This is a genomic window from Sphingomonas sp. UNC305MFCol5.2, from assembly GCF_000712135.1.
GTDB lineage: Bacteria > Pseudomonadota > Alphaproteobacteria > Sphingomonadales > Sphingomonadaceae > Sphingomonas.
Map to the genome: position 1 here is coordinate 1,147,688 of NZ_JOOE01000001.1, position 12,597 is coordinate 1,160,284.

Genomic DNA, 12,597 nt, shown 5'->3' on the forward strand with positions numbered 1-12,597 from the left:
TTCCCGCGAAGGCCCCGGCAGCTACGACAAGCTAGATGATCCCGAAACCGATCCACCGTTCGACATGGCGGCTGAAGCCGCGTTGCGCGCGGAATCAAGCGGAATCAATCCGCGAATTGCTGCGCCACGGCGTTCCTCAAATGGAGGCACAGCCGGATTGCGGCTTGCGTGATGAGACTTTACAACATATCAAATACGCTGCACTGCACCCTGAACTGAGACCGGTTCCGTTTGACTCGCATCCCTTCTCTCCACCGAGCCGATAAGGCTCTTGCCGCAGGTCGGCCGCAGGGGAATATGCGCCCGGCGAAGCAGTTCGCCGTGCTTTTCGCGTTGCTGCTCGCGCTTCTTTGGCAGAGCGTTCTCACCCAGGCGCATCAGCACCGATCGGTCGGGCTCGGCACCTCGCAGTCCGAGCGCAGCATTGCGAACAAGAGCGGGCGCAATGATTCCGCGCCCGATTCACCCGCAAATTGTCCGATTTGCCTCGAAACGGCGAATCTTGGTCCGGCGCTGTTGCCGACACCGGCTACTATCGCGCCGCCCGCCGCGCCCGCCTTCTTCATCGCCGCGTTCCGGCCGCGACAGTTTCAACGCTCGAGCCGGTCGCATGTCTGGCAGAGCCGGGCGCCACCCCACCAGCTTCAGGCCTGAGGATGCCCTGACGGGTGCGCGCATCGTCGCGCGTACCCGCATGCGGCACCTCCGAGAAAACTGACAAGGTTCCTGGAGTTGAACAAATGCGTCATCTGTTTCTGCTGAGCGCAGCGTCGCTAGCGCTTGCCCTTCCCGCCGCCGCGCGGTCCGCCGATCCCGACAATTCCCCCGCCTCGCCGGCTACGCCCGCCGATGCGGCACCCACCGATGCCGCGCCTGACGGGCAGGACAAGGGCGTGAGCAAGGGCGACGAGATCGTCGTCACCGGCATCCTGCCCACCAGCGAGCGCGACGTGCTCGCGGGCACCTCGGTGGTCTCGGGAGAGCAACTCACACGCGATCTACGGCCGAGCATCGGCGAGACGCTCGCCAGGCAACCCGGCGTTTCGGCGACTTCGTTCGGCCCCAGTGCGTCGCGTCCGATCCTGCGCGGATTCCAGGGCGAGCGCATCCGCGTGCTGACCGACGGGATCGGCTCGATCGACGTGTCGAACACTTCGGTCGATCACGCCGTGGTCATCGATCCGCTGCTCGCCGACCGTGTCGAGATCGTTCGCGGCCCGTCGGCATTGCTCTACGGGTCTTCGGCGATCGGCGGTGTGGTCAACGTGATCGACAGCCGCATTCCGCGCGCAGTCCCCGAGAACGGCTACCGCGTCAACGCGATCGGCAGCTACGGCTCGGCCGCGAACGAGCGCTCGGTCGGGGCCGCCGGCGATGTCGGGCTCGGCAAGATCGTGCTGCACGCCGATGGCTCGTATCTCAAGAGCGACGACCTCGACATCGGCGGCTATGTCCTGTCGCCGGCTGCGCGGGCCGCGGCGCTCGCGGCGGCTGCCGGGCCGACCACCCCCGACGATCCGGATTTCGCGGCGTCCGCGGCGCTCAAGGATACCCTCCCCAACACCGCCGCGCGAACCTGGACTGCGGGTGTCGGCGCGGCGCTGATCACCGACACCGGCAATCTCGGCATCTCGTACAGCCATTATGACAGCCTGTACGGCGTGCCCATCCGCTATGCGACCGAGTCCGGACAGGAGCAGGAAGCCCCGCGGCTGAGCGTCGTCCAGAACCGGGTGGACCTGCGAGGCGAAGTCGAAACCGGCGGCGGCTTCCTCGACAAGATCCGCGTCCGCGCGGGCTATGCCAATTATCGCCATTTCGAGCTCGAGGAAGACGGCGAGATCGGCACTGCCTTCTACAACAAGGGCATCGAAAGCCGCCTCGAACTGGTCCAGTCGAAGCGCGGCGGCTGGAGCGGCGCTTCGGGCGTGCAATATTTCCACCGCGACTTCGACGTGGTCGGCGACGAGGCTTTCCTCCCCAAGAACCGCACCAGCCAGCTGGGCGTGTTCACGCTGCAGCAGCTGGAGTTCGGCCCGCTCCGGGCCGAAGGCGGCCTGCGCTATGAGTCGACCGATCTCGCGGCCATGCCGCTCCTCGGCGACAGCCGCTTCTTCTCCGGCACGCGCCATTTCGATGCGATCTCCGGATCGGCCGGGCTTTCCTATGAGCTGGCGGACGGCGTGCGGATCGGGCTCAACGCCTCGCGCACCGAGCGCGCGCCGTCGGGCGAGGAGCTCTTCGCGCGTGGCGGCCACGCCGGCACCCAATCGTGGGAGGTCGGCAATGCGGACTTCAAGCTCGAAAAGTCCTGGGGCCTCGAGGGTACGCTCCACGTCCACCAGGATCGCTTCAGCCTCGATGCGTCGGCCTATTACAACTGGTTCTCCAACTACATCTCGGAAAACCAGGTCGATCCGGCGGTCTGCGAAGCGGCCGCGGCACCCAGCGGTCGCGAAGTCGATCTGCCCTGCTTCCAATATCAGCAGGCGGACGCCCGCTATTACGGCTTCGAGGCGGATGCGTCGTTCCGTCTTGCCCAATTGGGCAGCTACGCGATCAACGTGGACGCCCTGGGCGATTATGTGCACGCCTCGATCGTCGATGCGGGCCCGGTGCCGCGCATTCCGCCCGCCCGCGTAATGGGCGGCATCGAGGCGCAGTCCGATCGGATCACTGCACGCGCCGAGGCCGAGCATGTCTTCGAGCAGAACCGCATCGCGCCGTTCGAGACTCCCACGGCCGACTATACGCTCGTCAACGCCTCGATCGGGTTCAAGCCGTTCTCCGGCAACGACAAGATCTCGCTGTTGCTTAGCGCGAACAACATCTTCGACGTGGAGGCGCGGCGGCATTCGAGCTTCCTCAAGGATTTCGCCCCGCTCGCCGGGCGCGACCTGCGGGCGACGGTGCGCGTCGGCTTCTAGGCGAAGCTAAAGGGGGCGGCGGTACCGGTCCGCATTCGCGCTTCACGCGCGACGCGGCTGGCGCCGCCGTAATCCGCGGCGGCGCGACGACGGCGCCGCCACCCGGCACTCATGTTTGGAGAAGAGCATGCACCACGAACAGGTTGCGCGTGCTTCCGTCATCACCTGGCTCGATCGAACCGCGATCGGCGCTTCGTTCCTGTGCCTGATCCATTGCGCCGGGCTCCCCCTCCTCCTCGCGGCCTTGCCCGCATTGTCGCGCGTGGTCGCGATACCCGAGAGCTTCCATCTATGGATGCTGGCATTCGCGATTCCGACTTCGGCCATCGCGTTGGTGGCGGGCCTTCGTCATCATGGCCGGGGCGAAACGCTGGTGCTGGGCGGCACCGGGCTGGTGCTGATGCTGGCCGGCGCCCTGGCTTTCGCCGAGACGCCTGCCGAAACGGCGATGACGATCGGTGGAAGCCTGTGCCTCGCATGCGCACACATCGTAAACTTGCGCAGGCGCCATTGGCCGCATCGCCATGGCTAGGAAGCGGCGCGCAGCGGGCGAGCTGGACGAATCTCTCGTCGCGCTTCTCGAGCGTGCGGGGCGCCCACTGACTGGCCTGATGCTCACCGAGATGCTGCGGGAACAAGGCGAGATCGTCGCCGTCAGCCTCGTTTTCCGCGCTTTGCGCAAGCTCGTCGAATGCGGGACCTTACACAAGCTGCTCTTGAGCCGCGGATATGTGCCGACGCGTTCGCCAGCCGAAATATATCTCCATTGCACCGCCTGCGGCGAGATCGGACGGATCGCGAACGAAGAAACGTTCCTCAAGATCGAGGACGCCGCCGAACGCCGCAGATTTCGCGTGACGCGGCCGATCGTGGAAGTGGTGGGGCGATGCGCGCATTGCCTGGAGCGCGAGGCGGATGCCCGCTTTCGTCAATGATGCTGCCCGGTCAATCGGCGGCGATCGCAACCACGAAAAGCGCGCATGCAAGGAGAGAGGCGAGCGTGCGGACGTGGTTCCACAAGGCCCAGCTTCGCAGGTAAACGGACCAGGTCGCGCCGCCATCGTGGCCGCCCGCCGCCGCCAGCGCGTTGTTGAGCGGCACGTTGAAGACGAGAGTCACGAGGAACATCCCGATCACGTAGATCGCGCCGCCGGCCGCCATCGCCTGCCAGCCGGCCTCGCGACGGACCAGTCCGATCACGATTAGCGCCAGGCTGGCAAGCGTCGTTCCGAGAAAGACCGGCATGAAGAGCGATCGCACGATCTCGACATTGATTGCGTTCATCGCCTGCGCGCCACGCTCCGCGCCCAGACGGTCGAACGCCTGCAGGATGAAGGTCGAGAAGGCGAAATAGAGCCCGCCGATCAGCCCGCAGCCGATCGCGGAAAACCAGAGCAGGCCGCGCACCACGATCTCGACCATTTCACCCTCCCGAATGCAGGATACGATAGCGAACGCGATAGAGGTCCATTCCGCCTTCGCCGCGCTCCCCGGAGAAGGTCAGCCGGCTTCGGTCGGACCAGTCCAGCATCGGGCCGTAGGTGTCGTGATCATTGTTGACCGCCGCCGGAAGCCTGGTTCCGGCATCATAACCCCGTCCGGAGGGAACGGCAAAAAGCAGGTCGACGCGGTCTTTGCGGAAATCCATCGCCCGCGCGAAGACGATCGTCGCGCCGTCGCGCAGGAAGGTGGCGTCGAACTCGTTCGCCGCGGTGTTGAGCGCGCCGGCCAGCCGCCGGGCGACCGCGAAACCGTCACGAGACCGATGCGCAGTGAAGAGGTCGTGGCCGCCCGCCCCACCGCTCCGGTCGCTCGAGAACAGCAATGTGCTCCCGTCGGGCGAAAGCATCGGCGCAAACTCCTTGCCCGCGCTGTTCACTTCCGGCCCCAGATTGACCGGCGTTCCGAAGCCGTCGCCGATCACCGGCACCCGGTAGATATCGTCGGCCCCCGATCCTCCGGCGCGGTCCGAGCAGAAGTAGACGAACCGCCCGTCGGCCGAGAATGCGGGATCGAAGTCGCGCCCGGCACTGTTGAACGATACCGGCGTGGCGGGACGCCATCGGCCGCCGGATCGGCGCGAGACCCATATGTCATAGCCGCCCGGACCGCCGGGCCGGTCACGGCTGAACCACAAGGCGGTCCGGCCGTCGGGGCTGAGCGTCAGGCGGATTTCCGAATAGCGGGTCGAGGCGATTTCCGGAGCGAACGGCTCGGCTGCGCCGGTAATCGTCACGCGCGCCGGCTGCTCGCCCGCGGACGCCCCGCCGAGCAGGACGAGGCACGTCGCCGCCTTCAATGCATATCGAACGAGGATCATGCGATCATCCCTTCCGTCGGAAATCGCTGATCCAGTTGGTCTCCCATGTCGCGCCGCCGTCGCCGGACATGGCCTGCTCCCAGCGCGCGGTGGTCGGTGTGATCCCGGACCAGCGCACGCGCGTCTTCACCGGGCGGCCGTCCTGCACATCGTCTCCCTCGAAAATGCCGACGCCGTCGACGAAATGGCCCCGCACAGGCGTCGCAAACGCGGTCGGATCGCGCCCATCCAGCCACCAGCTCAACCATTCGCCGGTGGCTGGGTCAAAGGTGCGCAACCCAATCCCCCGATGCGCCCCGCCTGTGCGTGCGAAGTAATTGTCGCCGATATTGCCCTGGCCGCCAAGCACGGGCCAGTTCGTGAAGCTCCCTGCGAATACCTCCCAGTCGTCGCTCCCCGCGAGCCGCTGTTTGCGGCGGCGGTGCTGGACCGACCAGCTGCCATGAAGGAAATCGAAATCGCGCCGACGGTCCGCTACCGACGGCAGCGGCATCGCCACGGGCGCGGTGCGGGTGAAGAAATTCTCCCAGTTGATCTCCCAGCTCTTTCCGCCATCGGTCGACAGCGCCTGCTCCCAATGCGGGCGTGCGCTGTGGATATCGAGCCAGCGGAAGCGCGCAGTGACGGGCCTGCCCTTGAAGGTGTCGGGGCCGGTGAAGACGCCCTTGTCGCCCAGGAACCCGCCACGCACCGGCGGATCGATCACCGTGGGGTTCCGTCCGTCGACCCACCAGATCGCCCATTGTTCCCGCTTCGGATCATAAGCGCGCACGGTGAGGCCGCGATAGGAGCCGCTGGGGATGTCGATGATATTGTCGTCGATCGTCGCGAGCCCGTCGAGCGCCAGCCACAAGGCGCTCTTGCCGGTGAACTCCTGCCATTCGTTGCTGCCGGCCAGCCGATCCTTGAGGCGGCGGTGCCAGACATCCCAGTTTCCGACGAGCCAGTCCCAGTCGTGCGCAGGCACGGCGCCCAGCAGTGTCGAGGCCGACCCCGGGATCGCGAACGCTCCGCCTGCCGCCATTGCGCCGAGGATCAGATCCCTGCGTCTCCATCCACCGTGCAAATCTTCCGCCGGCATCGGCTCTCCTCCCGTATCGTCCGGCGCGCAGAAGACATCGCAATACGAATTCTGGCTATGCGAAGCTTGGGCCGGGAGGCTAAGTCACACTTATGCTCGACCAGCCGCTTCCTTCGCTTGCCGCAATTCGCGCCTTCGAAGCGGCGGCGCGGCTCGGGAGCTTCACCAAGGCGGGGCACGAGCTCGGCACATCCTCGGCGTCGGTGAGCTATCATGTGCGCCAGCTCGAGGCGCAGCTCGGCGTCACGCTGTTCCGGCGCCTTCCCCACCGCGTGGAGCTCACCGAGGGGGGTAGTTTGATCGCCACGGAGGCGGGCAAGGCGTTCGCTGCGCTCCGCGCCAGCTTCGCGCGCGCCGCCGAGATGGACGAAGAACGGCTGTCGCTGACGACATTGCCCACGTTCGGCACCAGCTGGCTCACGCCGCGGCTCGGTCTCTTCCGCGCGGCCCACCCCGACATCCTCGTCGATCTCGACGTTTCGGACGCGCCCGAGGACCTCACCGCCGGCCGTTTCGACATCGCCATCCGCAATGGCGACGGCCGCTGGCCGGGCCTGCGCACGATCGAACTCTTCCCGAGCATCTTCATGCCGCTCTGCGTTCCCGAATTGAAGGCCGCCGCCGCCGGGATCGATGATCCGCTGGCCCCGCTCACGGTGCCGTTGCTCGGCCGCCCGGACTGGTGGTCGCTCTGGTATAGGGCGCTGGGTCGGGAGGAGTGCCCGCCGCCGTCACGCTTCGGCACCAGCTTCTCCGCCGAACATCTCGACGTGGCGGCGGCGCTCGCCGGCCACGGCGTGGTCATCGCTTCGCCGATCCTGTTCCGCGGCGAAATCGATGCCGGGCGATTGATGCCGGCGCACGATCTGGTCGTGCCTGCGGGGCGATCCTTCTGGCTGACCTATCCGGTTTCGCGCCAGAACAGCCGCAAGATCGGCCTGTTTCGCGAATGGCTGTGCGGCGAGGCCGCCGCCGCCCGCGATGCAGCGAGACGGTTCTGCTGCGAGCCTTCGACCGCCGACCCGTAGACCGAGCCCGCTTCGCCATCGCTTCATCCGGATTGCGGCTTTCGCTGCGAGTGCGAATAGGGCAGGAACGCGCCGCACATATTCGCTGGAGTCCGCATGTTCCGCCCGATGTACGACTGGGTATTGCGCATGGCGCATCACCGCCACGCACTCCGCAGCCTGGCCGTGGTCTCTTTCGCCGAGAGCAGCTTCTTCCCGATCCCGCCCGACGTGATGGTCGTGCCGATGGTTCTCGCCCGGCGCGACCAGGCCTATCTGATCGCCACGGTCTGTACGGTCGCGTCGGTTATCGGCGGCATGTTCGGTTATGCCATCGGCTATTATCTGATGGAGAGCATCGGCCAATGGCTCGTCCAGCTCTATCACATGGAAAGCAAGATCGAGGCGCTGCGCCACGGCTACGACCAATATGGCGCTGCGATCATCCTGCTGAAGGGGCTCACGCCGATCCCGTTCAAGCTGGTCACCATCGCCAGCGGTCTCTTCCATTTCAATTTCCCGCTGTTCGTGGTCCTCGCAACCATTACGCGCGCCGCGCGCTTCTTCATCATCGCGGCATTGCTCAAGCGGTTCGGCGAACCTGTGCAAGCATTCATCGAAAAACGATTGAACCTGTTTGCATGGGGATTTCTGATCCTGCTTGCCGGCGGCTTTGCCGCAGTGGCGCTGATCTAGGCGGAGGATCCTGTGCATGTACAAGAAACTGGCTGTAATCGCCGCCGCATCGACGATGATCTTCGCATCGACCGCGGCACAGGCTGGATCGGCCTCGGCCCTGAGCCTGCGTAACGCCCCGGCCGTCGAGGCACGCGCCAGCACGCCCGCGACCAGGGAGAACAAGCTGCTACCGGGGGTCGGGCTCTACGCCGTGATCGGCATCGTCGCCATCGTCGCCCTGCTGGAAGCGACCAAAGTGATCAACATCTTCGGCGGCGACGACGATTCGCCCGACAGCCCGTAAGGCTCCGAAGGATCGCAAGACCAGTAGCGTCCCGGCTTCGTCCGGGGCGCCTTTCTTCGGACGGATTGCCCGCTTCCCGGCGGGTAAAACGGCGACGCCGCCCCCTCGCGAGCGCGCTTGCTTTTGCCCCCTCGCCTCGCTAGATACCCGTCCCAATCCGACAGCGTGATGGGAACATGCCGGTCCTTCCCCGAAGGAGCCGGCAGCGGACCCATGCCTCGCTGAAGGAGCCAATTTTTGACGAGGATGCCCAAGGTGGCAAAGACCAATCCCCTCGAATTCATGCGCCAGGTACGCGCCGAGACCGGCAAGGTCGTCTGGCCGTCGCGCAAGGAAACCGTGATGACCGGCGTGATGGTGCTGATCATGGCATCGTTGCTCGGCATCTTCTTCCTGGGCGTGGATTCGATCTTCGACGCGGTCGTCCGCGGCCTCCTCCGTCTCGCCCAGTAAGGAACACGGCAAACATGGCGCGCTGGTACATCATCCACGCCTATTCGGGCTTCGAAGGCAAGGTTCGCGATCAGATCATGGCCGACGCGACGCGTCTCGGCCTCGATCGTCTGGTCGAGGCCGTCGAGGTCCCGACCGAGACCGTCACCGAGGTTCGCCGGGGCAAGAAGATCCAGTCCGAGCGGAAGTTCTTCCCGGGCTATGTGCTCGCCAAGCTCGAGATGAACGACGACGTCTATCACCTCGTCAAGAACACGCCGAAGGTGACCGGCTTCCTCGGCAGCTCGGGCAAGCCCCAGCCGATCAGCGAGGCCGAGGCCGCGCGCATCCTCAACACCAAGGAAGAGGCCGCCTCCGCCGCGCCCAAGGCGCGGGTACATGTCGATTACGACATCGGCGACACGGTCAAGGTCACCTCGGGCAATTTCGCGACCTTCTCGGGCGTGGTCGAGGAGCTCGATTTCGACAAGAGCCGGGTCAAGGTCTCGATCTCGATCTTCGGTCGCGCCACGCCGTTGGAGCTGGGATTCGAGGACGTCGAACGCATCAAGTAACCGGGCTGATTTTCAGCTTTTGCAAGATACGAAAGGCCGGGGCGAGAGCTCCGGCCTTTTCCGTTGTCCGCACGCTCTCTCTTCTGTTGCGCATCGTCCCGCTTTGCGCTAGGGGCGCCGGCTTCCAAAGCTATAGCAATGGAAACCCTGCGGGAGGGCGCCTCGGCGTCCGTCTGAACCGCTAAACTTGATCGGGGTCCGCAAGGCCCCCTGAAAGAGAGTGACATGGCAAAGAAGATTACCGGCTATATCAAGCTGCAGGTGCCAGCGGGCGCCGCGAACCCCTCGCCGCCGATCGGCCCTGCTCTGGGTCAGCGCGGCGTGAACATCATGGAATTCTGCAAGGCGTTCAACGCCCAGACCGGCGACGCGGAAAAGGGCACCCCCCTTCCCACCGTGATCACCGTCTATGCGGACCGCTCGTTCTCGTTCGAGACCAAGACGCCGCCGGCGACGTACCTGATCAAGAAGGCGATCAACCTCAAGTCGGGCTCCAAGGAGCCGGGCAAGCAGGTCGCCGGCAAGATCAAGCGCTCGCAGCTGAGCGAGATCGCCCAGGTCAAGATGAAGGACCTGAACGCCAACGACATCGAGGCAGCGACCAAGATCATCGAAGGCTCTGCCCGCGCGATGGGCCTCGAAGTGGTGGAGGGCTGATACGATGGCAAAGCTGACCAAGAAGCAGAAGACCTGGACCGTCGACACGGAGAAGCTGCACGGCGTCGATGAAGCCATCGGCATCGTCAAGGCGAACGCGACCAGCAAGTTCGACGAGACCATCGAAGTCGCACTCAACCTCGGCGTCGATCCGCGTCACGCAGACCAGATGGTCCGCGGCGTCGTCACCCTGCCCAAGGGCACCGGCAAGACCGTCCGCGTCGGCGTGTTCGCCAAGGGCGCCAAGGCCGAGGAAGCGCTGGCCGCAGGTGCGGACGTGGTGGGTGCCGAGGACCTGATGGAAATCATCCAGGGCGGCAAGATCGACTTCGATCGCTGCATCGCCACGCCCGACATGATGGGCCTGGTCGGCCGTCTCGGCAAGGTGCTCGGCCCCAAGGGCCTGATGCCGAACCCGAAGCTCGGCACCGTCACCATGAACGTCGGCGAGGCCGTCAAGGCCGCCAAGGGCGGTCAGGTCGAGTATCGCGTCGAGAAGGCCGGCATCATCCACTCGGGCATCGGCAAGGCGTCGTTCCCCGCGGAAGACTTGCGCGCGAACTTCGACGCGCTGGTCGATGCGGTGATCAAGGCCAAGCCGGCCGGCGCCAAGGGCAAGTACCTCCGCAAGGTGGCGCTGAGCTCGTCGATGGGCCCGGGCGTCAAGGTCGACACGGCGGAAGTCGCCGCGGCCTGATCGTCGAAGCAAACGGATAATGGGAGGGCCGGAGGAAACTCCGGCCCTTTCTTTTTGCCCCCAGCGGCGCATAGTCTGTTGCTGGAACGGCAGGAGACTATGCAATGCGGCTCGGGATCGCGCTGGCGCTGCTGGCCCTGCCCCTTCCCGCGTTCGCCCAGATCGCGCCGCAGGACGACGCGATCGTCGTGCAGGGCAGGCTGGAGAAGCTCAGCCACTGGCGTGAGGCGGAAACCGATCATGTCGTCGTCACCAGCGACGGCAGCGAGGCCGAACTGTGCCGCATCGCGCACAATCTCGAGCGCCTGCACTTCCTGCTCTCGGTGCTCCTCGGACGAGTCGACCAGCCCGACGATACCCGGAAACTGCGCGTGACCTTGGTCGGAGATTCGCGCGAGTTCGATGCGATGGGCTTGCGCAATCTGCGCTTCACGCCCGGCCCCTGGCGCAGCGGCTTCGAAGTGCAGGGCTATTACGATCCGCGCGAGGATGGGCCGGTCCTCGCCGCCACCCGTTACGACACCCGTGTCCAGCTCGAACGCGGCACCAGCCTCGCCGGGCTGCTGCCCGACCTGATCCGCGCAACCAGCGGTGGCGCGCCCGATCCCACTGCCAACAACGCAGGGCTGAGCGCGCATCTCGCCGGTCCGATCGGCACCAGTGCCGGTTTCGCGAAAAAGGACGATCCCTTCGCAGTCGCAGTCAACGAGGTCTGGGTGCCGGTCGCGGCGGAGGGCCGGATCTATGCAGCCTTCGCGCGCAACTGGCTGCTGACTCATTTTCCCAACGCCTATCCGCGTTGGTATGTCGACGGCTTCGGCGAGCTGTTCGCGACGATCGAAGTCAAGGGCGACGGACAGATCTCCTATGGCCGGGCGCCCGAAGGCTATGCCCGCGTACTCAACAGCGTGCACGGCGCTCCCGTGAAAGAGGTCCTGACCGGCGATTATCCGGCGAAGAGCAGCGCCGACAGCCGGTGGACGCCGTTCCATGCCTGGGCGTTGGCGCACATGCTGTTCTTCGACGAGGCGCGGCGGCCACAGCTGCGCGCGTATCTCGCCGAAATTGCCGCCGGTAAGGCGCCTGCGCAGGCGGCCGCGGCGTTCGGCGACCTCGACCAGCTCCAGCGCGACCTCGCCGCATGGGACAACCGGAAGATGCCGTATGAGCGGATGACCTATCCCGCCGAACGCGTTGCCGAACCGATGGTGCGGCAGTTGACCGAGGGCGAAGCCGCCTTCGTCAAGGGACGGCTGGAGCTCGGCTCGCGCGTCGCCCTGCCCTCCGCGGCGCGCGACGCGTGGCTGAGAGACTTGCGCAAGGATACCGCGCGCTATCCCGCGAACCTTCAGGCTCAATTGCTGCTCGCCGAAGCCGAATGCCGCAGCGGCAATGCGCCCGAATGCCTGACCGCGTCCGACCGCGCACTCGCCACGGATCCGAACAATAGCGACGCTCGGGCATGGCGGGGCAGCGCCCTGCTCGCCCAGGCACTCGCCGCGCCCACCGCCGAGCGGGCCATGCGGCTCAAGGCGGCGCGCGCCGAGATCGCCCGCGCCAATCGCGCCGACCCCGACAATCCGCTGCCGCTCCTCGCTTATTATCGCAGCTTCGCCGAGGCGGGGGAAGCGCCGCCCGACCTGGCCATCGAAGGACTGATGAAGGCGGTCGACACCGTTCCCACGGCGCCGGGTCCGCGCCTGCTGCTCGGCGAAGCATTCGTCCGCCGCGGCAATTCCGCAGCCGCGCGTCGCGCGCTGCTACCCGTCGCCAACGGTGCTTATGAAACCCCCGAGCGCGTGCGGGCGCAAGCGCTGCTCGCGGGCGAAGTGACCGGCTAAATCCACTGATCCGCTGCCGCACTGGGGATTTTCATGGAAGAAGACCGTTGGCGCCTCCGGTGCAATACAATGGATTGA

The 12,597-nt window shown here is 65.9% G+C and carries 15 protein-coding genes; 12 read left to right on the plus strand and 3 right to left on the minus strand.

The window, feature by feature from the left end; all coding sequences use genetic code 11:
* Positions 1-297 precede the first annotated feature (297 nt).
* The 4 genes from BR78_RS0105560 to BR78_RS0105575 all read left to right on the plus strand — a co-directional run bounded on the left by BR78_RS0105560 (position 298) and on the right by BR78_RS0105575 (position 3,862).
* The gene (locus tag BR78_RS0105560) at positions 298-654 is read left to right on the plus strand and encodes a DUF2946 family protein (protein ID WP_029935514.1); all 357 of its coding nucleotides are present in this window, start codon (positions 298-300) and stop codon (positions 652-654) included.
* Positions 655-740: 86 nt separating this feature from the next.
* Positions 741-2,927, plus strand: a complete 2,187-nt coding sequence (locus BR78_RS0105565; RefSeq protein WP_029935516.1) for a TonB-dependent receptor — start codon at positions 741-743, stop codon at positions 2,925-2,927.
* A gap of 127 nt (positions 2,928-3,054) precedes the next feature.
* On the plus strand, positions 3,055-3,459 hold the full coding sequence (locus BR78_RS0105570) for a MerC domain-containing protein (RefSeq protein WP_029935518.1): 405 nt from the start codon (positions 3,055-3,057) through the stop codon (positions 3,457-3,459).
* A 79-nt stretch (positions 3,460-3,538) separates the two neighbouring features.
* Entirely contained in the window at positions 3,539-3,862 is a 324-nt protein-coding gene (locus BR78_RS0105575; protein ID WP_156022226.1) for a hypothetical protein, read from the plus strand.
* 10 nt (positions 3,863-3,872) lie between these two features.
* Here BR78_RS0105575 and BR78_RS0105580 read toward each other — a convergent pair whose 3' ends face one another.
* From BR78_RS0105580 to BR78_RS21940, 3 genes are read right to left on the minus strand one after another with little or no spacing between them, the layout of a single operon-like run.
* Positions 3,873-4,349 carry an anthrone oxygenase family protein gene (locus BR78_RS0105580; RefSeq protein ID WP_029935522.1) on the minus strand — a complete coding sequence of 159 codons (477 nt, stop codon included), beginning with the start codon at positions 4,347-4,349 and terminating at the stop codon, positions 3,873-3,875.
* A gap of 1 nt (position 4,350) precedes the next feature.
* Positions 4,351-5,247 (minus strand): TolB family protein, encoded by an 897-nt coding sequence (locus BR78_RS0105585; RefSeq protein ID WP_197021280.1) that lies wholly within the window; start codon positions 5,245-5,247, stop codon positions 4,351-4,353.
* Between the two features lie 4 nt (positions 5,248-5,251).
* Entirely contained in the window at positions 5,252-6,328 is a 1,077-nt protein-coding gene (locus tag BR78_RS21940) for a hypothetical protein (RefSeq protein ID WP_197021281.1), read from the minus strand.
* A 92-nt stretch (positions 6,329-6,420) separates the two neighbouring features.
* Here BR78_RS21940 and BR78_RS0105595 point away from each other — a divergent pair, with 92 nt between their 5' ends.
* The 8 genes from BR78_RS0105595 (at position 6,421) to BR78_RS0105630 (ending at position 12,519) form a co-directional block, all read left to right on the plus strand.
* A complete protein-coding gene (locus BR78_RS0105595) occupies positions 6,421-7,356 on the plus strand; it encodes a LysR substrate-binding domain-containing protein (RefSeq protein WP_029935528.1) in 936 nt (311 codons plus the stop codon).
* Positions 7,357-7,452: 96 nt separating this feature from the next.
* Complete coding sequence (locus tag BR78_RS0105600; RefSeq protein ID WP_029935530.1) at positions 7,453-8,031, plus strand: YqaA family protein; 579 nt, start codon at positions 7,453-7,455, stop codon at positions 8,029-8,031.
* A gap of 16 nt (positions 8,032-8,047) precedes the next feature.
* A complete protein-coding gene (locus BR78_RS0105605; protein ID WP_029935533.1) occupies positions 8,048-8,317 on the plus strand; it encodes a hypothetical protein in 270 nt (89 codons plus the stop codon).
* A 246-nt stretch (positions 8,318-8,563) separates the two neighbouring features.
* Positions 8,564-8,770, plus strand: coding sequence for a preprotein translocase subunit SecE (gene secE / locus BR78_RS0105610; protein WP_037565975.1), 207 nt, complete (start codon positions 8,564-8,566; stop codon positions 8,768-8,770).
* Between the two features lie 14 nt (positions 8,771-8,784).
* Positions 8,785-9,324 (plus strand): transcription termination/antitermination protein NusG, encoded by a 540-nt coding sequence (gene nusG, locus BR78_RS0105615; RefSeq protein WP_029935537.1) that lies wholly within the window; start codon positions 8,785-8,787, stop codon positions 9,322-9,324.
* A 225-nt stretch (positions 9,325-9,549) separates the two neighbouring features.
* Positions 9,550-9,981: a 50S ribosomal protein L11 gene (gene rplK, locus BR78_RS0105620; RefSeq protein WP_029935539.1), complete on the plus strand. Its 432-nt coding sequence runs from the start codon at positions 9,550-9,552 to the stop codon at positions 9,979-9,981.
* Positions 9,982-9,985: 4 nt separating this feature from the next.
* The gene (gene rplA, locus BR78_RS0105625; protein ID WP_029935541.1) at positions 9,986-10,678 is read left to right on the plus strand and encodes a 50S ribosomal protein L1; all 693 of its coding nucleotides are present in this window, start codon (positions 9,986-9,988) and stop codon (positions 10,676-10,678) included.
* Between the two features lie 104 nt (positions 10,679-10,782).
* Complete coding sequence (locus BR78_RS0105630) at positions 10,783-12,519, plus strand: tetratricopeptide repeat protein (RefSeq protein WP_029935543.1); 1,737 nt, start codon at positions 10,783-10,785, stop codon at positions 12,517-12,519.
* Positions 12,520-12,597: the final 78 nt, after the last annotated feature.

Bases quoted from the DNA above. Each gene is read 5' to 3' on its own strand.
- BR78_RS0105585 (WP_197021280.1), bottom strand. From the start codon at position 5,247: ATGATCCTCGTTCGATATGCATTGAAGGCGGCGACGTGCCTCGTCCTG.
- BR78_RS0105595 (WP_029935528.1), top strand. From the start codon at position 6,421: ATGCTCGACCAGCCGCTTCCTTCGCTTGCCGCAATTCGCGCCTTCGAA.
- secE (WP_037565975.1), top strand. From the start codon at position 8,564: ATGCCCAAGGTGGCAAAGACCAATCCCCTCGAATTCATGCGCCAGGTA.
- BR78_RS21940 (WP_197021281.1), bottom strand. From the start codon at position 6,328: ATGCCGGCGGAAGATTTGCACGGTGGATGGAGACGCAGGGATCTGATC.
- BR78_RS0105570 (WP_029935518.1), top strand. From the start codon at position 3,055: ATGCACCACGAACAGGTTGCGCGTGCTTCCGTCATCACCTGGCTCGAT.
- BR78_RS0105580 (WP_029935522.1), bottom strand. From the start codon at position 4,349: ATGGTCGAGATCGTGGTGCGCGGCCTGCTCTGGTTTTCCGCGATCGGC.
- BR78_RS0105560 (WP_029935514.1), top strand. From the start codon at position 298: ATGCGCCCGGCGAAGCAGTTCGCCGTGCTTTTCGCGTTGCTGCTCGCG.
- BR78_RS0105575 (WP_156022226.1), top strand. From the start codon at position 3,539: ATGCTCACCGAGATGCTGCGGGAACAAGGCGAGATCGTCGCCGTCAGC.
- rplK (WP_029935539.1), top strand. From the start codon at position 9,550: ATGGCAAAGAAGATTACCGGCTATATCAAGCTGCAGGTGCCAGCGGGC.
- nusG (WP_029935537.1), top strand. From the start codon at position 8,785: ATGGCGCGCTGGTACATCATCCACGCCTATTCGGGCTTCGAAGGCAAG.
- BR78_RS0105605 (WP_029935533.1), top strand. From the start codon at position 8,048: ATGTACAAGAAACTGGCTGTAATCGCCGCCGCATCGACGATGATCTTC.
- rplA (WP_029935541.1), top strand. From the start codon at position 9,986: ATGGCAAAGCTGACCAAGAAGCAGAAGACCTGGACCGTCGACACGGAG.
- BR78_RS0105630 (WP_029935543.1), top strand. From the start codon at position 10,783: ATGCGGCTCGGGATCGCGCTGGCGCTGCTGGCCCTGCCCCTTCCCGCG.
- BR78_RS0105600 (WP_029935530.1), top strand. From the start codon at position 7,453: ATGTTCCGCCCGATGTACGACTGGGTATTGCGCATGGCGCATCACCGC.
- BR78_RS0105565 (WP_029935516.1), top strand. From the start codon at position 741: ATGCGTCATCTGTTTCTGCTGAGCGCAGCGTCGCTAGCGCTTGCCCTT.